This is a genomic window from Pseudomonas sp. R76, assembly GCF_009834565.1.
Classification (GTDB): domain Bacteria; phylum Pseudomonadota; class Gammaproteobacteria; order Pseudomonadales; family Pseudomonadaceae; genus Aquipseudomonas.
In genome coordinates this window covers 50272-66714 of sequence record NZ_CP019428.1, presented here as the reverse complement: position 1 = coordinate 66714, position 16443 = coordinate 50272, and the positions used below count along the sequence as shown (strand labels likewise).

Below are 16443 nucleotides of genomic sequence, written 5' to 3'. Positions count from 1 at the left end.
CCCCAATTTGGATTTGTGTCAGGCCAACTGCCGCCGCAACTCAGCCAACACCGGCGCCGAATCCGGGCGCACACCGCGCCACAGGAAGAACGCTTCCGCCGCCTGCTCCACGAGCATGCCCAAGCCATCCATCGCCACCGCTGCGCCCTGCTCTGTAGCCCAACGGCAAAACGCGGTGGGTTCCTTGGCGTACATCATGTCGTAGCAGAACGTCTTACCCGGTTCGATCAGGCTGCCGGCAATCGGCGGTACATCGCCTGACAGGCTGGCGGACGTGGCATTGATGATCACGTCCACCGGCTCACGCAGCCAGTCGAAACCGCTGGCAGACACTGGGCCCAGGTCGTCGAACAACTCGGCGAGCAATTCGGCTTTTTCCACGGTGCGGTTGGCGATGATCAGCGACGCTGGTTGCTCGGCCAGCAAGGGCTCCAACGCCCCGCGTACCGCGCCACCGGCGCCGAGCAGCAGGATGCGTTTGCCTTGCAGGCTCAACCCGGCATTCACCGTCAGGTCACGCACCAGGCCGGCGCCGTCGGTGTTATCGCCCAGCAACGTGCCGTCGACCAGCTTGCTCAGGGTGTTCACCGCCCCGGCCCGCTGGGCACGTTCGGTCAGGCTGTTGGCCAGGCGGTAGGCGTCTTCCTTGAACGGTACGGTGACATTGGCGCCACGGCCTTGCTGAAAAAACTCACGGGCACAGCCGGTGAAATCCTCCAGCGGCGCCAGCAAGGTGCTGTAGTCCAGTTGCTCGCCGGTCTGCTCGGCAAACATACGGTGGATCAACGGCGACTTGCTGTGGCCGATGGGGTTGCCGAACACGACATAACGATCCATCAGACCGCCGCCTTGGGCGCGGCAATGCCGAGCCAGTCGCGGTCTTGCAGGAAGTAATCGGTGAGGCGCGCTTCTTCGCTGCCGGCCTCGGCTTTCCAGTCGTAGCTCCAGCGCACTTGCGGCGGCAGCGACATCAGGATCGACTCGGTGCGCCCGCCCGACTGCAGGCCAAACAGGGTGCCACGGTCATAGACGAGGTTGAACTCGACATAGCGCCCACGGCGGAACTCCTGGAATTGACGCTGTTGCTCGGTGTACGCCATGGCCTTGCGGCGCTGCACGATTGGCAGGTAGGCGTCGATATACGCATCGCCGATGGAGCGGATGAAGGCGAAGCAGGTGTCGAAGCCCCACTCGTTCAAGTCATCGAAGAACAGGCCGCCGATGCCGCGCGGTTCGTTGCGGTGCTTGATATGGAAGTAGGTGTCGCACCACGCCTTGTAGCGCGCGTACACGTCCGGCCCGAACGGCGCACAGGCCTGCTCTGCCACGCGGTGCCAGTGGATGCAGTCTTCTTCGTTGCCGTAGTAGGGCGTGAGGTCGAAGCCGCCGCCGAACCACCACACCGGTTCTTCGCCTTCTTTTTCGGCGATGAAAAAGCGCACGTTGGCGTGGGACGTCGGCACATGCGGGTTGTGCGGGTGGATCACCAGCGACACGCCCAGAGCCTCAAAGCCGCGACCGGCCAGCTCAGGGCGATGCGCACTGGCCGACGGTGGCAGGCCGCTGCCGAACACGTGGGAAAAGTTAACGCCGCCTTTTTCGATCACCGTGCCGTTTTCAATTACACGGGTGCGACCGCCACCGCCGGCAGGCCGGGTCCAGGCGTCTTCAATAAAGCGAGTGTCCGTCTCAAAGGTTTCCAGGGCGCTGCAAATGCGGTCTTGCAGGTCGAGCAGGTAGGCTTTAACAGCCTCGGTGCGAGTAGTCATGGCATCACCTTGAATCGGGCAAAGCTACGCGAGGCCATTGGGCGTCGGCGGCAAATGGGCGCACAGGATACCACCGCACTCCATGCTGCCGCAGTTGACGAAGATCAAGCATAGGAGTGGGATAGAGGGCTACGCGAATTCGACCTCAGGAGAAGTGCAGATGGCCAAACGTATCCAGTTCAGCGCCCATGGCGGCCCCGAAGTGCTTGAGTATGTGGACTACACGCCGGCAGAGCCTGGCCCGCAGCAGGTTCGCGTGCGTAACGAGGCCATTGGCCTGAACTTCATCGACACCTATTTCCGCAGCGGTCTGTATGCACCGCCAGCGCTGCCTTCGGGCCTGGGCGCAGAGGGCGCGGGTGTGGTCGACGCGGTGGGCAGCGAAGTCACGCAATTCAAAGTGGGCGACCGAGTGGCCTACGGCAGCGGCCCGCTGGGTGCCTACAGCGAGTTGCACACATTGCCCGCCGCCAACCTGGTGCATCTGCCGGACGACATCAGCTTCGAACAAGCCGCTGGCGCCATGCTCAAGGGCCTGACCGTGCAGTACCTGCTGCGCCAGACCTACGAATTGAAGGGCGGCGAAACCATTCTGTTCCACGCCGCTGCCGGTGGTGTGGGTTCGCTGGCCTGCCAATGGGCCAAGGCCTTGGGCGTGAAGTTGATCGGCACCGTGAGTTCGCCGGAAAAGGCAGCACTGGCCAAGTCCCTCGGCGCCTGGGAAACCATCGACTACAGCAAGGAAAACGTCGTACAACGCGTACTGGAACTGACCGACGGTAAAAAGGTGCCGGTGGTGTACGACGGCGTCGGCAAAGACACCTGGCTGACTTCGCTGGACAGCGTGGCACCGCGTGGGCTGGTGGTGAGTTTCGGGAATGCGTCGGGCGCGGTGGATGGCGTAAACCTGGGGATTCTGGCGGCAAAGGGCTCGCTGTATGTCACCCGGCCGACCTTGGCGACCTACGCCAGCAACCCGAAAGACTTGCAGGCGATGGCGGATGACCTGTTCTCGATGATCAAGAGCGGCAAGGTGCGCATTGATATCAACCAGCGGTTCTCGTTGGCGGATGCCGCGAAGGCGCAGACTGAGTTGTCGGGGCGGCGGACCACCGGGTCGACCATTCTTCTGCCATAAGGCGGTAGATCTCCAGGGGCAGTGATGGCCTCTTCGCGAGCAAGCCCGCTCCCACATTTTGATCGCATTTCCCTGTGGGAGCCGGGCTTGCCCGCGATGGCCGCACCTCGGTCTCAGGACGGCCGCACCACCTCACCAGTCGCCAAATCGCGAATCAGGCTCGGGTTTTTGCGCCCACCCAAAGCACCACCCAGCACCCGATCCACCTGGCCACGGAAATACTGCTCCACACGAAGCCGCGTACGCGCAGCCGGGCGGCCCTGGGGGTTGGCCGAGGTGGAAATCAGCGGCCCGACCAACGAACACAAATCCCGCACCAGCGGATGGTCGCTCACCCGCAACGCCACCGTGTCATGCACACCTGTGACCCATTCAGGCAGCAAGTCCTGATGCGGCACCAGCCAGGTGTTCGGCCCAGGCCAGGTACTGGCCATGCGCTCGATCCAGGCGTCCGGGAAGTCTTCAAAGAGAAAATCGAACTGGCGAATGTTATCCGCCACCAGGATCAGGCCCTTGTCCACTGACCGATTCTTGATCGCCAGCAGCCGGTCCACCGCTTCTTCGTTCCACGGGTCGCAGCCCAGGCCCCAGACCGCTTCGGTCGGATAGGCGATCACCGCGCCTGCGCGAATTTCTCGTGCGGTTTCCAGCACACGCCACCTGTTGACCATTGCTCACTCTCCGGACTAAAGCTCTGCGCAGTTTACCGATCTTCTTTACAAAACCTAGCAGCGCGCGAGCCAGCGCCCGCTTTCGCAGATCACTTGGCCTTCGAGTTCAAGCTCGGTCAGTGTCGCCAGCACGTGGGACAAAGGCCGCCCACTGGCAATCGCCAAGGCCTCACTGGAATGCGGCGCCGCGTGCAGCAGCGCCACCAGTGGGTGAGTCACCGGCATCGGCGTCGGGCGGGACAAGGCCTGCCAGCCGCGCAAGCCTTCCAGAATATGCTCGATGGATTCCACCAGCGTCGCGCCGTCGCGGATCAACTGATGGCAACCCTTGGCGCCTGGGTGGTGAATGGAGCCCGGGATCGCATACACCTCGCGCCCTTGCTCGGCCGCCAGCCGCGCGGTGATCAGCGAACCGCTGGCCATGCTGGCTTCCACCACCAGCACGCCCAACGACAGGCCACTGATGATTCGGTTGCGTCGGGGGAAGTTAGCCGCCTGGGGTGCGGCGTTCAGCGGAAACTCGGAAACCACCGCGCTGCCCTGGGCAATCATCGCCGCTGCGAGCCGTCGGTGCCGCTGTGGATAAAAGTTTTCCAGCCCGGTGCCGAGCACGCCGATTGTCTGGCCGCCAACATCCAGCGCTGCCTGGTGCGCCGCGCCATCGATACCCAACGCGAGGCCACTGGTGATGACGAAACCGGCACTCGCCAAGGCGCGGGAAAAGGCTGCGGCGGTGTCCATGCCAGGGCGGGATGCACGGCGGCTGCCGACCATGGCCAACTGCGGTTTTTCCAGGATTTTCGGGTCGCCAGCGACGAATAATAACGGTGGTGCGTCGTCGATCTGGGCGAGCAGTGCCGGGTACTCAGGTTGGTCCCACATCAGCAAATGCTGGGCCGGCTGCTCCAACCACGCCAATGCTTCACCGGCACCGTCACGTATTTCGGGGCTGCGCCGGGCATCGGCGCTGATGGCCGGCAACCCGAGGGAACGCCAGGCGCTGGCGGGGGCGCTGATGGCCTTTGAGGCAGAGCCGAACGCGTCGATCAATACACGGAAACGCTTGGGACCCAGTTCCGGCAGCCTGTGCAAGCGTAGCCGAGCTTCCAGTTCTGACGGGGAAATTTCACTGCTGTTTATCGGATACATTTGATCATCCTTGACCGGAACAAGCTGTGGATAACTCTGTTGGTAACTTATTTAGCAGGCTATTTATTGTGTTTGTCGGGCAGTCTCGAATCGGTCCTCAACGGCGAGTGCGCGTGAGGCACTGAGCACCAGGCCATAACTGAGCTTTTCATAGGTGCGAAACACCAGCAGCGTGCCGGCGCGCTCATCGGGGAGCGTGGTTTGCGCACCCGTGAGGGTGTCGCGTACGGTGGCGCCGGCCTTGATCACCGTGAGTAATTGGCCTTCGACCAAGCCATCACGACGGCCTTTGTTCAGGGTCACGGCATCCAGTACGCCGATCTGGGTGACGCCTTTGGGCACATCGATGATGTGCCCTTCTATGAAGGGCCCAGGCTTCAGGCTGGCCTGTTCAACGGGTGGTTCGGCACGCAACAGGCGGTCACCTGGCCGGATTTCCTGGGTGACCCGCTGCACCGCAAGGGTGGATACATCGCCCGCCATCACAAAGCGTGCAGTGCCAACGTCGTCGGCGTTTATGCCCAGCATCTCTTGGGTTTGAGGGTCGGTGTAGGCCTTGCCGCGTCGAAAGATCCCGTAGCTTGGCTGGGTCGGATCCAAGACGCCTCTGGCATACACACGCTCGCCGTTGGCGCCCAACACTCGGCCCGCGTCGGCCGCGACAATGTAAGGCGCGTTATCCAGGTCCTGGACTGAATCGAGAATGCGGTTGTGCAGTAAAAAGTGCTGGATGGCCTGTTGCGTCGCGTGTTCCAGGCGCTGGCCGGGCTGCGCAATCATGGCCAGGGTGAGCGGCGCCCACAGCAGCAAGACGAGTAGCGATTTCCTCATGGGGTGAATCTCCTTTATTATGTGCGTTCGCGTGAAATGCCATAGCCTTCGCGGCTTTCGAACCTTTCACACCGGCTGCCTGGGTCCATCCCACCGCCGATTTGCCTCTACCTCACATGTGCAGCAATTACGCTTATGGCTATTTTGAACATCCTCGAATTTCCCGACTCGCGCCTGCGCACGATCGCCAAACCGGTGGCCGTAGTGGACGACAAGGTTCGTCAGTTGGTCGATGACATGTTTGAAACAATGTATGAAGCCCCGGGCATTGGCCTTGCCGCCACCCAGGTCAACGTGCATCAACGCGTCGTGGTCATGGACCTGTCGGAAGATCGCAGCGAACCCCGGGTGTTTATCAACCCCGAGTTCGAACCGCTGACCGACGAGATGGGCGAATACCAGGAAGGCTGCCTGTCGGTGCCGGAGTTCTACGAGAACGTCGAGCGCCCGCTGCGCGTGAAGATCAAGGCGCTGGACCGTGATGGCAAGCCGTACGAGCTGATCGCCGATGGCCTGCTCGCCGTGTGCATCCAGCACGAGTGCGACCACCTCAACGGCAAGCTGTTTGTTGATTACCTGTCCACGCTTAAACGCGACCGGATCAAGAAGAAGCTGGAAAAAAAGCATCGCCAGCAAGCTTGATGCCCTTCTTCCAAAGGCTTGCTGCGGCAAGCCTTTTTCTTTTGTGACTGTTTTTAACCGAGAACTCCCATGACCGAGCCACTGCGCATTGTTTTTGCCGGCACGCCTGAATTTGCCGCCGAACACCTCAAGGCCCTGCTTGCCAGCCCTTATGACATCGTCGCGGTGTACACCCAGCCGGACCGCCCGGCCGGTCGCGGGCAAAAACTGATGCCAAGCCCGGTCAAGCAGTTGGCGCTTGAGCACAACATTCAGGTGCTGCAACCGCCGACCCTGCGCAACGCCGAGGCCCAGGCCGAACTGGCCGCGTTGAAGCCGGACCTGCTGGTGGTGGTGGCTTATGGCTTGATCCTGCCGCAGGCCGTGCTGGATATCCCACGTTTGGGCTGCATCAACAGCCACGCGTCGCTGCTGCCACGCTGGCGCGGTGCAGCGCCGATCCAACGCGCCGTGGAAGCCGGTGACAGCGAAAGCGGCGTGACCGTGATGCGCATGGAGGCGGGCCTGGACACCGGCCCGATGCTGCTTAAAGTCACCACCCCGATCACCGCCGAAGACACCGGCGGCAGCCTGCACGACCGTCTCGCCGAGCTGGGCCCGCCTGCCGTGGTGCAAGCCATCGCCGGCCTGGCTGCCGGCACCCTGGACGGCGAAGTGCAGGACGACAGCCTGGCCACTTACGCCCATAAACTGAACAAAGACGAAGCGCGCATCGACTGGAGCCGCCCAGCCGTCGAGCTGGAGCGCCTGGTACGTGCCTTCAACCCGTGGCCGATCTGCCACAGCACGCTCAGCGGCGAAGCCTTGAAAGTACTGGCCGCCACCTTGGCTGACGGCAAAGGCGCCCCCGGTGAAGTCATCGGCGCCAGCAAAGAAGGCCTGTTGGTCGCCTGCGGTGAGCAGGCCCTGTGCCTGACGCGTCTGCAATTGCCCGGCGGCAAGGCGCTGAATTTCAGCGATTTGTTCAACAGCCGCCGTGAGAAATTTGCCCTGGGCACGGTTCTCGGGGCGCTCGTTCAATGAACCCGCGTCTGGCCGCCGCCAAGGCTCTCGCCGCCGTCCTCAATGGCAAGGCGTCGCTGAACAGTTCACTGCCGACCCAGCTGGATAAGGTCGAAGACCGTGATCGCGGTTTCACCCAGGATTTGGCCTTTGGCACCGCCCGCTGGCAGCCGCGCTTGTCGGCACTGGCGGCCAAGTTGCTGCAAAAGCCGTTCAAGGCAGCCGATGCCGATGTGGAGGCGCTGCTGCTGGTCGGCCTCTATCAACTGCTCTACACCCGCGTGCCGGCCCACGCCGCCATCGGCGAAACCGTGGGTTGCGCCGACAAGCTGAAAAAGCCCTGGGCCAAGGCGCTGCTCAACGCCGTGCTGCGCCGTGCCCAGCGCGAGAGCGAAGCGCTGCTGGCGGAACTGGAACATGATCCGGTGGTGCGCACCGCCCACCCGCGCTGGCTGCAAAAGTCGTTGAAAGCCTTCTGGCCTGATCAATGGGAAGCCATTTGCGCCGCCAACAATGCGCATCCGCCGATGATTCTGCGGGTTAACCGTCGCCATCACAGCCGTGACGCCTACCTGCAATTACTTACCGGGGCCAACATCAACGCCACGCCGTGCGTGTTCAGCGTCGACGGCATCGTGCTCGAAGCGGCCACCGACGTGCGCGCCTTGCCGGGTTTTGCCGAAGGTTGGATCAGCGTGCAGGACGAAGCCGCGCAACTCGCGGCCGACCTGCTCGACCTGGCGCCCGGCCAGCGCGTGCTTGACGCGTGCTGCGCGCCGGGCGGTAAGACCTGCCACATTCTGGAAGTCGAAAAAGACCTCGCCGGTGTAGTCGCCGTCGACCTGGAAGCCAAGCGCCTGGTGCGCGTGCGCGAAAACCTCGCCCGCCTGGGCCTGAGCGCCGAGCTGATCGCCGCCGACGGTCGCGACACCGCCACCTGGTGGGACGGCAAACCCTTCCAGCGCATTCTGCTCGACGCGCCATGCTCCGCCACGGGTGTGATTCGCCGTCACCCGGACATCAAGCTGACCCGCCAACCCGACGACATCGCCGCCCTGGCCGTGCTGCAAGGCGAGCTGCTCGACGCCTTGTGGCCAACCCTGGAAGTCGGCGGCATCCTGCTTTACGCCACCTGCTCGACCTTGCCCACCGAGAACACCGAGGTGATCGAAGCCTTCCTCGCCCGCACCAGCGGCGCGCGCGAGCTGGACCTGGCTACGGCGGCCGGCATCAAGCAGCCCCATGGCCGCCAGCTGCTGGCACAGGAAGGCGGACACGATGGCTTCTACTACGCCAAACTGATCAAGATTGCCGCCGCACGCGGCTGAACGGGTTTAAGGGAGTGACCGGATGAAAATCATCATCCTTGGGGCAGGGCAGGTCGGCGGCACGCTGGCCGAGCATTTGGCCAGCGAAGCCAACGACATCACCGTGGTCGACACCGATGCCGAGCGCCTGCGCAACCTCGGCGACCGCCTGGACATCCGCACCGTGCAAGGCCGCGCGTCGTTCCCGACGGTGTTGCGCCAGGCCGGTGCCGACGATGCCGACATGCTGGTCGCCGTGACCAACAGTGACGAGACCAATATGGTCGCCTGCCAGGTCGCTCACACTCTGTTCCACACCCCGACCAAAATCGCCCGCGTGCGTGAGGCGGCTTACCTGACCCGTGCCGGGCTTTTCGACAACGATGCGATTCCAGTCGACGTATTGATCAGCCCCGAGCAAGTGGTGACCCACTACATCAAGCGCCTGATCGAGATTCCCGGCGCTTTGCAGGTGATCGACTTTGCCGAGGGCAAAGCGCAATTGGTGGCAGTAAAGGCCTATTACGGCGGCCCGCTGGTCGGCCAGCAACTGCGCCAGCTGCGCGAGCACATGCCGAATGTGGAAACCCGCGTGGCGGCGATTTTCCGTCGCGACCGGCCGATCCTGCCCCAGGGCGATACTGTGATCGAAGCCGACGACGAAGTATTTTTCATCGCGGCCAAGGCGAATATTCGCGCAGTGATGAGCGAAATGCGCCGGCTGGATGAGACCTACAAGCGCATCGTCATCGCCGGTGGTGGGCAGATCGGCGAACGCTTGGCCGAGGCCATCGAAAGCCGCTATCAGGTGAAAATCATCGAGATGAGCCCGGCGCGCTGCCGGCATTTGTCCGACACCCTCGACAGCACCGTCGTACTGCAAGGCAGCGCGTCGGACCGCGACCTGCTGCTGGAAGAGAACATCGCCGACGCCGATATCTTCCTGGCGCTGACCAACGATGACGAGGCCAACATAATGTCCTCGCTGCTGGCCAAGCGGCTGGGGGCGAAGAAGGTGATGACCATCATCAACAACCCGGCCTACGTCGACCTGATCCAGGGCGGCGATATCGACATTGCTATCAGCCCGCAGCTGGCGACCATCGGCACGTTGCTTGCGCATGTGCGGCGCGGCGATATCGTCAGCGTGCACTCACTGCGCCGTGGCGCGGCCGAAGCCATCGAGGCGATTGCCCATGGTGACTCGAAGTCGAGCAAGGTGATCGGCAAGGCGATCCGGGATATCGGCCTGCCGCCGGGCACCACCATCGGCGCGATCATTCGTGATGAAGAAGTGCTCATCGCCCACGACGATACAGTGATCGCCACGGGCGACCATGTGATTCTGTTTCTGGTCGATAAAAAACATATCCGCGATGTGGAGAAGCTGTTCCACGTGGGCTTGAGTTTCTTCTGATAAAAAATTCAGGTGAGCCTGCCGCCGTCATCGCGGGCAAGCCCGCTCCCACAGGTGATCGCGTTTCTACTGTGGAAACCCTGCACAGATAAAGGACTCACAGCCATGCTCGAATCCCTGGAAAAAATGCTCGCCAAGGGTGTGGATAATTCATTGCTGCGCTTTGGCTTGGGCAAGGGTTATCTGGACCTGAAGGACAACGCCAAGGCGGCGGAGCATTTGCACAAGTGCGTTGAGTTCGACCCGAAGTATTCGGCGGCGTGGAAGTTGTTGGGCAAGGCGCAGCTGGGGTTGGGTGATCAAGCTGCGGCGCGGCATGCCTGGGAGAAGGGCATAGAAGCGGCCCTGGCGCATGGCGACAAGCAGGCCGAAAAAGAGATGACGGTGTTCCTGAAAAAGCTCGACCGCCAGGGGTAAAGTAATCCCTGTGGGAGCTGGCTTGCCTGCGATGCAAACACCTCGGTGTATCAGTGATACCCAGGTGATGCTATCGCAGGCAAGCCAGCTCCCACATTAGAGCTTCATTGGGCTCGGATCTGGGTGAATCAATACCACCGCGCCTCACCCGGTGGGCGCTTCTTGAAGCGTTTCATGCTCCACATGTACTGGCTCGGGTAGGCGCCGACATAGCGCTCCACCACCTTGCTCATCGCCGCGCAGGACGTGGCGGTGTCGGTGCTGTACATGTCTTCCGGCGCCGCTTCCAAAATCACTTTGTAGCCCGAACCGTCCGGCAGCCGCAGCGCATGCAGGAACACACCGACCGCCTTGTGGCCGGCGAGCATGTTCGGCACAAACTTGCTGGTCAGCGCCTGGGTGGCGAAGAACGGCACGAAGATGCCTGCCGATTCAGCTGGCTCAGGGTCAGCCGGGATTCCCACCTGGCCGCCTTTGCGCACTTCCTTGATCACGCTGAGGATGCCTTCCTTGGTGGAAGCCGCCACGCGGTTGCCCAGTTGCACACGCTGTTTTTGCAGCAACTCATCCACCGCCTTGAGCTTGGGCGGACGGTAAAAAATGATCGGTTTGCATTGGTTGCAGTAGAAGTGATTGAGCACTTCCCAGTTGCCCAAGTGGCTGGTGATGCCGACCACGCCTTTGCCCGAGGCCAAGGCTTCGTGCAGCACTTCCAGGCCTTCGACTTCGCGCACCAGGTCGATGGAACGCTGGGCCGGCCAGATCCACGCGCAGGCGCTTTCGGTCAGGGACTTGCCGATGTCCATCAGGCTTTGGCCGACCAGGCGCTCGCGCGCGGCGGGGTCTATGTCCGGGAAGCATTTGGAGAGGTTGATCCGCACCGTCTCGCGGGAGCGGTTGGGGGTTTTCCACATGATCCAGCCAATCGCCGTGCCGACAGCTTGGACAGCGCGCCAGGGCAGTAGGGCAAATAACCGAAGAGCGCCTACCAGCAAGGCGCCTTTAAACTTTTCCACAGGTCACTCCTGATCGTGTGTGGTGCGCAAAGCGGGCATTCTAACCGGCGTTGGTCAAGTCCGCGTAACGGTCGCAGTCTTGGGTGTGGTCCATGACCATGCCGGAGGCCTGCATGAACGCGTAGCAAATGGTTGGGCCGACGAAGGTAAAACCGGCTTTTTTCAAGGCTTTGCTCATGGCTTCGGCCTCGGGTGTAATCGCCGGAACCTCGCTGCGATCCTTGAAGTGGTTGACCTTGGGCACGCCGCCGACAAATGACCAGAGCAAGCCCACCGGATCCTCCAGCGCCAGCCAGGCCGCGGCGTTGCGGCGGGTGGCGTTGAGCTTCAAGCGATTGCGCACGATGCCTGGGTCCTGCATCAGCGCTTCGATTTCAGCATCGCTCAGTTGTGCCAGACGCTGTGCGTCAAAGCCGAACAAGACCTTTCGATAATGCTCGCGTTTGCGTAAAACGGTGATCCAGGACAGGCCCGCCTGGAACCCTTCGAGCAAAAGCAACTCGAACAGACCCTGCGCATCGCGCAGCGGCGTTCCCCACTCCTGATCGTGATAAGCCATGTACAGCGGATCTTCAGAACACCAAAAGCAGCGTGGCATAAGGCTCCAGGGAGTGGTGGCAGGGCCGAATCGGGTATACTCCCGCTCTTTAAATCGCAGCCCAAGTAACAGGTGAATTTCGTGAGCCAGCCTACGCCAGCCGTGCGTACCTTCCAAGACTTGATCCTCGCCCTCCAGCAATACTGGGCCGAGCAAGGTTGTGTGGTACTTCAGCCCTACGATATGGAAGTAGGCGCCGGCACTTTCCACACCGCTACATTCCTGCGGGCCATCGGCCCGGAAACCTGGAACGCCGCTTATGTGCAGCCCAGTCGTCGCCCGACTGACGGCCGCTACGGCGAAAACCCGAACCGTCTGCAGCACTACTACCAGTTCCAGGTAGTTTTGAAGCCCAACCCGGACAACTTCCAGGAGCTGTACCTGGGCTCGCTGAAACATGTCGGCCTGGACCCACTGGTGCACGACATCCGTTTCGTCGAAGACAACTGGGAATCGCCAACCCTGGGCGCCTGGGGCCTGGGCTGGGAAGTCTGGCTCAACGGCATGGAAGTGACGCAGTTCACTTACTTCCAGCAAGCGGGCGGCATTGAGTGCTACCCGGTGACCGGCGAGATCACCTACGGCCTCGAGCGCCTGGCCATGTACTTGCAAGGCGTGGATTCGGTCTACGACCTGGTGTGGGCTGACGGCCCGTTCGGCAAAGTGACCTACGGCGATGTGTTCCACCAGAACGAAGTGGAGCAGTCCACTTACAACTTCGAACACGCCAACGTCGACAAGCTGTTCGAACTGTTCGACTTCTATGAAAGCGAAGCCAAGCGCCTGATCGAACTCGACCAGCCGCTACCGTTGCCAAGCTATGAAATGGTGTTGAAGGCGTCCCATACCTTCAACCTGCTGGACGCCCGCCGTGCCATTTCGGTGACTGCGCGCCAGCAATACATCCTGCGTGTACGCACCCTGGCGCGTTCCGTCGCCCAAGCCTACCTGCTGGCTCGCGCCAAGCTGGGCTTCCCGATGGCAACCCCGGATTTGCGTGATGAAGTGTTGGCTAAGCTGGAGGCTGCACAATGAGTGCTCAAGATTTTTTGGTTGAACTGGGCACCGAAGAGCTGCCACCCAAGGCACTCAACACCCTGGCCGACGCATTCCTGGCCGGTATCGAAAAAGGCCTGCACACAGCCGGCCTGAAGTTCGCTGCAAAGAAAGTCTACGCCGCGCCACGTCGCCTGGCCGTGTTGCTGACCGCGCTGGAAACCCAGCAGCCGGACCGCAGCATCAACCTCGACGGCCCACCGCGCCAAGCGGCTTTCGATGCAGAAGGCAACCCGACTCAAGCTGCCCTTGGTTTTGCCAAGAAGTGCGGCGTCGAGCTGAGCGAAATCGACCAGAGCGGCCCGAAACTGCGTTTCAGCCAGGTCATCACCGGCAAGCCGACGGCGAGCCTGTTGCCGACCATCGTTGAAGATTCCCTCAACGACCTGCCGATCCCCAAGCGCATGCGCTGGGGCGCTCGCAAAGAAGAATTCGTCCGCCCAACCCAATGGCTGGTGATGCTGCTCGGTGACCAAGTCATCGATTGCACCATCCTCGCCCAGAAGGCTGGCCGTGACTCCCGTGGGCACCGCTTCCATCACCCGCAAGCTGTGCGCATCACCTCGCCGGCCAACTACGCCGCCGACCTGCGTGCCGCTTACGTGTTGGCCGATGCCAATGAGCGTCGCGAGTTGATCAGCAAGCGCACCGAAGAGCTGGCCCGCCTGCAGGAAGGCACCGCCATCGTGCCGCCAAGCCTGCTCGACGAAGTGACCGCGCTGGTTGAATGGCCGGTGCCGCTGGTGTGCTCGTTCGAAGAGCGTTTCCTCGATGTGCCGCAAGAAGCCCTGATCACCACCATGCAGGACAACCAGAAGTATTTCTGCCTGCTGGACGTGGACGGCAAGTTGCTGCCGCGCTTCATCACCGTGGCCAACATCGAAAGCAAGGACCCGCAGCAGATCATCGCCGGTAACGAAAAAGTCGTTCGCCCGCGCCTGACTGACGCCGAGTTCTTCTTCAAGCAAGACAAGAAGCAGAAGCTCGAAGACTTCAACCTGCGCCTGCAAAACGTGGTGTTCCAGGAAAAACTCGGCAGCGTCTACGACAAGGCCGTGCGTGTTTCCAAGCTGGCCGCCTACATTGCGCCACGCATTGGCGGTGATGCTGCCTGGGCTGCCCGCGCGGGCCTGCTGTCCAAGTGCGACCTGGCCACCGAAATGGTCGGCGAGTTCCCGGAGATGCAAGGTGTTGCCGGTTACTACTACGCCCTCAACGACGGCGAGCCGGACGATGTAGCCCTGGCGCTGAACGAGCAGTACATGCCGCGCGGTGCCGGCGCTGAACTGCCAACCACCTTGACCGGTGCGGCCGTGGCCATCGCCGACAAGCTGGACACCCTTGTGGGTATCTTCGGTATCGGCATGCTGCCGACCGGCAGCAAAGACCCGTATGCCCTGCGCCGTGCCGCCCTCGGCGTGCTGCGCATCCTGATCGACAAGAAGCTCGACCTCGACCTGACCCAGGCCGTGGTGTTTGCGGTCGGCCAGTTCGGTGCCAAGGTCAAGCAAGCCGGCCTGGCCGAGCAAGTGCTGGAGTTCGTGTTCGACCGCCTGCGTGCGCGTTATGAAGACGAAGGCGTGGACGTTTCCGTCTACCTGTCGGTACGTGCCCTGCAACCGGGTTCGGCGCTGGACTTCGATCAGCGTGTGCAAGCCGTACAGGCCTTCCGCAAGCTGCCGGAAGCCGATGCCCTGGCCGCCGTGAACAAGCGCGTGTCGAACCTGCTGAGCAAGGCCGACAACCTCGGCAATGCCGAAGTCGACCCAGGCCTGTTCGCCGATGCCAAGGAGTTCTCGCTGAACTCGGCCATCGCCAAGGCAGAGAACGCAGTGAAGCCGCTGCTCGCCGAACGCAACTACGCCGAAGCACTGGCGCGCCTGGCCGCCTTGCGTGAGCCGGTGGATGCGTTCTTCGAAGCGGTAATGATCAATGCCGAAGATGCCGGCGTGCGGAAAAACCGCTACGCGATGCTGGCGCGTCTGCGCGGCTTGTTCATCAACATCGCTGACATTTCCGTACTGGGCTGATCATGTTGAAACTGCTGATTCTCGATCGGGACGGGGTGATCAATTACGACTCCGACGCTTACATCAAGTCGGTGGCGGAATGGATTCCACTGCCCGGCTCGATCGAGGCCATCGCGCAGTTGAGCAAAGCCGGCTGGACGGTGGCCATCGCCACCAACCAGTCCGGCATCGCCCGCGGTTACTACGACATCGCCACCCTGGACGCCATGCACGCGCGCTTGCGCACGTTGGTGGCGGAGCAGGGCGGTGAGGTGGGGCTGGTGGTGTACTGCCCCCACGGGCCGGATGAGGGCTGCGATTGCCGCAAACCCAAACCTGGGATGTTGAAAACCATTGCAGAACATTACAAGGTGCCCTTGGCTGGGCTATGGTTCGTCGGGGACAGCCTCGGTGACTTGGAGGCGGCCAAAGCCGTCGATTCTCAGCCAGTTTTGGTGAAGACCGGGAAAGGCGAAAAGACCCAGGCGAAGAACCTGCCGGTAGGCACTTTGATTTTTGACGATCTGGCGGCGGTTGCCGCAGAACTTATTAACAACTAGCCGCCCTCGACTTCCTGAACAAGGATTGCTCGGGAGTGCGCTTTTAGCAGGCGGGCCGTGTCCCGCAACGGTAAATGCTGCCATGTCGATTTTGCAGGCCATCAGAACCTTTTTCTTTTACCTGCTGCTGGGCACCAGTTCGTTTCTCTGGTGCACCCTGAGCTTTTTTATTGCGCCGTTCCTGCCGTTCAAGGCGCGCTATCGCTTTATCAACGTCTATTGGTGCCGCTGCGCGTTGTGGCTGACCAAGGTGTTCCTGAACATTCGTTTCGAGATCAAGGGCGCTGAAAACGTCCCGGACCAACCTTGTGTAATCCTCTCGAACCACCAGAGCACCTGGGAAACGTTTTTCCTCTCGGCGTACTTCTCACCCCTGAGCCAGGTGCTTAAGCGTGAGCTGTTGTACGTACCGTTTTTCGGCTGGGCGATGGCCATGCTGCGGCCGATCGCCATCGACCGTGACAACCCCAAGGCTGCGCTCAAGCACGTGGCCAAGAAAGGTGATGAGCTGCTCAAGGACGGTGTGTGGGTGTTGATCTTCCCGGAAGGCACTCGCGTACCGTTCGGCACTGTCGGCAAATTCTCGCGGGGAGGTACGGCCTTGGCGGTCAACGCTCATCTGCCTGTGCTGCCGATTGCCCACAACGCCGGCAAGTTCTGGCCAAAGACCGGATGGGCAAAACGCGAAGGCACTATCACCGTGGTGATCGGCGAGCCGATGTATGCCGAGGGCGAAGGGCCACGAGCGATTGCCGCACTGAATGACCGCGCCCAGGCATGGAATGAAGCCCAACAACGGGCCATGGGTTCGCTGCCGCCAGAGCCGGTTGTGGTGGATACGCCGGTGATTTGAGCATCTGT

Annotated in this window: 17 protein-coding genes; 10 read left to right on the top strand and 7 right to left on the bottom strand. The window is 61.8% G+C overall.

Features of this window, described 5'->3' with window-relative positions; genetic code table 11:
* Positions 1 to 18: 18 nt before the first annotated feature.
* Both aroE and hemF read right to left on the bottom strand, forming a co-directional pair.
* Complete coding sequence (gene aroE, locus PspR76_RS00290) at positions 19 to 837, bottom strand: shikimate dehydrogenase (RefSeq protein WP_159953463.1); 819 nt, start codon at positions 835 to 837, stop codon at positions 19 to 21.
* Positions 837 to 1769 carry an oxygen-dependent coproporphyrinogen oxidase gene (gene hemF / locus PspR76_RS00285; protein WP_159953462.1) on the bottom strand — a complete coding sequence of 311 codons (933 nt, stop codon included), beginning with the start codon at positions 1767 to 1769 and terminating at the stop codon, positions 837 to 839. The genes aroE and hemF overlap by 1 nt, the downstream gene beginning before the upstream one ends.
* 160 nt (positions 1770 to 1929) lie before the next feature.
* Here hemF and PspR76_RS00280 point away from each other — a divergent pair, with 160 nt between their 5' ends.
* Entirely contained in the window at positions 1930 to 2907 is a 978-nt protein-coding gene (locus PspR76_RS00280) for an NADPH:quinone reductase (RefSeq protein ID WP_159953461.1), read from the top strand.
* 113 nt (positions 2908 to 3020) lie between these two features.
* On the opposite strand, the gene PspR76_RS00275 is transcribed toward PspR76_RS00280, so the two are convergent.
* From PspR76_RS00275 to PspR76_RS00265, 3 genes are all read right to left on the bottom strand, one after another.
* A complete protein-coding gene (locus PspR76_RS00275) occupies positions 3021 to 3578 on the bottom strand; it encodes an L-threonylcarbamoyladenylate synthase (protein ID WP_159953460.1) in 558 nt (185 codons plus the stop codon).
* A gap of 54 nt (positions 3579 to 3632) precedes the next feature.
* Positions 3633 to 4727 (bottom strand): DNA-processing protein DprA, encoded by a 1095-nt coding sequence (dprA, locus tag PspR76_RS00270; RefSeq protein WP_159953459.1) that lies wholly within the window; start codon positions 4725 to 4727, stop codon positions 3633 to 3635.
* A gap of 63 nt (positions 4728 to 4790) precedes the next feature.
* Positions 4791 to 5558, bottom strand: a complete 768-nt coding sequence (locus PspR76_RS00265) for a peptidoglycan-binding protein (RefSeq protein WP_159953458.1) — start codon at positions 5556 to 5558, stop codon at positions 4791 to 4793.
* Between the two features lie 135 nt (positions 5559 to 5693).
* Here PspR76_RS00265 and def point away from each other — a divergent pair, with 135 nt between their 5' ends.
* From def to PspR76_RS00240, 5 genes are all read left to right on the top strand, one after another.
* Complete coding sequence (def, locus tag PspR76_RS00260) at positions 5694 to 6200, top strand: peptide deformylase (RefSeq protein ID WP_034101640.1); 507 nt, start codon at positions 5694 to 5696, stop codon at positions 6198 to 6200.
* A 69-nt stretch (positions 6201 to 6269) separates the two neighbouring features.
* Positions 6270 to 7223, top strand: coding sequence for a methionyl-tRNA formyltransferase (fmt, locus tag PspR76_RS00255; protein ID WP_159953457.1), 954 nt, complete (start codon positions 6270 to 6272; stop codon positions 7221 to 7223).
* Positions 7220 to 8530, top strand: a complete 1311-nt coding sequence (gene rsmB, locus PspR76_RS00250) for a 16S rRNA (cytosine(967)-C(5))-methyltransferase RsmB (protein WP_159953456.1) — start codon at positions 7220 to 7222, stop codon at positions 8528 to 8530. Before fmt ends, rsmB begins: the two co-directional genes overlap by 4 nt.
* A 22-nt stretch (positions 8531 to 8552) precedes the next feature.
* A complete protein-coding gene (gene trkA / locus PspR76_RS00245; protein ID WP_159953455.1) occupies positions 8553 to 9926 on the top strand; it encodes a Trk system potassium transporter TrkA in 1374 nt (457 codons plus the stop codon).
* A 105-nt stretch (positions 9927 to 10031) separates the two neighbouring features.
* Complete coding sequence (locus tag PspR76_RS00240) at positions 10032 to 10343, top strand: tetratricopeptide repeat protein (RefSeq protein ID WP_159953454.1); 312 nt, start codon at positions 10032 to 10034, stop codon at positions 10341 to 10343.
* A gap of 128 nt (positions 10344 to 10471) precedes the next feature.
* Here the strand turns inward: PspR76_RS00240 and PspR76_RS00235 are convergent, their stop codons facing one another.
* The gene (locus PspR76_RS00235) at positions 10472 to 11359 is read right to left on the bottom strand and encodes a lysophospholipid acyltransferase (protein WP_159953453.1); all 888 of its coding nucleotides are present in this window, start codon (positions 11357 to 11359) and stop codon (positions 10472 to 10474) included.
* Positions 11360 to 11399: 40 nt separating this feature from the next.
* Positions 11400 to 11957 carry a DNA-3-methyladenine glycosylase I gene (locus tag PspR76_RS00230; RefSeq protein WP_159953452.1) on the bottom strand — a complete coding sequence of 186 codons (558 nt, stop codon included), beginning with the start codon at positions 11955 to 11957 and terminating at the stop codon, positions 11400 to 11402.
* 81 nt (positions 11958 to 12038) lie between these two features.
* Between PspR76_RS00230 and glyQ the strand changes: the two genes are divergently transcribed.
* The 4 genes from glyQ to PspR76_RS00210 all read left to right on the top strand — a co-directional run bounded on the left by glyQ (position 12039) and on the right by PspR76_RS00210 (position 16435).
* Positions 12039 to 12992 carry a glycine--tRNA ligase subunit alpha gene (gene glyQ / locus PspR76_RS00225; RefSeq protein WP_003187265.1) on the top strand — a complete coding sequence of 318 codons (954 nt, stop codon included), beginning with the start codon at positions 12039 to 12041 and terminating at the stop codon, positions 12990 to 12992.
* Positions 12989 to 15043: a glycine--tRNA ligase subunit beta gene (gene glyS / locus PspR76_RS00220; protein WP_159953451.1), complete on the top strand. Its 2055-nt coding sequence runs from the start codon at positions 12989 to 12991 to the stop codon at positions 15041 to 15043. Before glyQ ends, glyS begins: the two co-directional genes overlap by 4 nt.
* Positions 15043 to 15582: a D-glycero-beta-D-manno-heptose 1,7-bisphosphate 7-phosphatase gene (gene gmhB / locus PspR76_RS00215; protein WP_174245652.1), complete on the top strand. Its 540-nt coding sequence runs from the start codon at positions 15043 to 15045 to the stop codon at positions 15580 to 15582. Before glyS ends, gmhB begins: the two co-directional genes overlap by 1 nt.
* Before the next feature lie 82 nt (positions 15583 to 15664).
* Positions 15665 to 16435: a lysophospholipid acyltransferase family protein gene (locus PspR76_RS00210; RefSeq protein WP_159953450.1), complete on the top strand. Its 771-nt coding sequence runs from the start codon at positions 15665 to 15667 to the stop codon at positions 16433 to 16435.
* The last annotated feature ends 8 nt before the right edge of the window (positions 16436 to 16443 follow it).

Excerpts from the sequence above, each read along its gene's own strand:
- aroE (WP_159953463.1), bottom strand. The coding sequence starts at position 837 with ATGGATCGTTATGTCGTGTTCGGCAACCCCATCGGCCACAGCAAGTCG.
- hemF (WP_159953462.1), bottom strand. The coding sequence starts at position 1,769 with ATGACTACTCGCACCGAGGCTGTTAAAGCCTACCTGCTCGACCTGCAA.
- PspR76_RS00280 (WP_159953461.1), top strand. The coding sequence starts at position 1,930 with ATGGCCAAACGTATCCAGTTCAGCGCCCATGGCGGCCCCGAAGTGCTT.
- PspR76_RS00275 (WP_159953460.1), bottom strand. The coding sequence starts at position 3,578 with ATGGTCAACAGGTGGCGTGTGCTGGAAACCGCACGAGAAATTCGCGCA.
- dprA (WP_159953459.1), bottom strand. The coding sequence starts at position 4,727 with ATGTATCCGATAAACAGCAGTGAAATTTCCCCGTCAGAACTGGAAGCT.
- PspR76_RS00265 (WP_159953458.1), bottom strand. The coding sequence starts at position 5,558 with ATGAGGAAATCGCTACTCGTCTTGCTGCTGTGGGCGCCGCTCACCCTG.
- def (WP_034101640.1), top strand. The coding sequence starts at position 5,694 with ATGGCTATTTTGAACATCCTCGAATTTCCCGACTCGCGCCTGCGCACG.
- fmt (WP_159953457.1), top strand. The coding sequence starts at position 6,270 with ATGACCGAGCCACTGCGCATTGTTTTTGCCGGCACGCCTGAATTTGCC.
- rsmB (WP_159953456.1), top strand. The coding sequence starts at position 7,220 with ATGAACCCGCGTCTGGCCGCCGCCAAGGCTCTCGCCGCCGTCCTCAAT.
- trkA (WP_159953455.1), top strand. The coding sequence starts at position 8,553 with ATGAAAATCATCATCCTTGGGGCAGGGCAGGTCGGCGGCACGCTGGCC.
- PspR76_RS00240 (WP_159953454.1), top strand. The coding sequence starts at position 10,032 with ATGCTCGAATCCCTGGAAAAAATGCTCGCCAAGGGTGTGGATAATTCA.
- PspR76_RS00230 (WP_159953452.1), bottom strand. The coding sequence starts at position 11,957 with ATGCCACGCTGCTTTTGGTGTTCTGAAGATCCGCTGTACATGGCTTAT.
- glyS (WP_159953451.1), top strand. The coding sequence starts at position 12,989 with ATGAGTGCTCAAGATTTTTTGGTTGAACTGGGCACCGAAGAGCTGCCA.
- PspR76_RS00210 (WP_159953450.1), top strand. The coding sequence starts at position 15,665 with ATGTCGATTTTGCAGGCCATCAGAACCTTTTTCTTTTACCTGCTGCTG.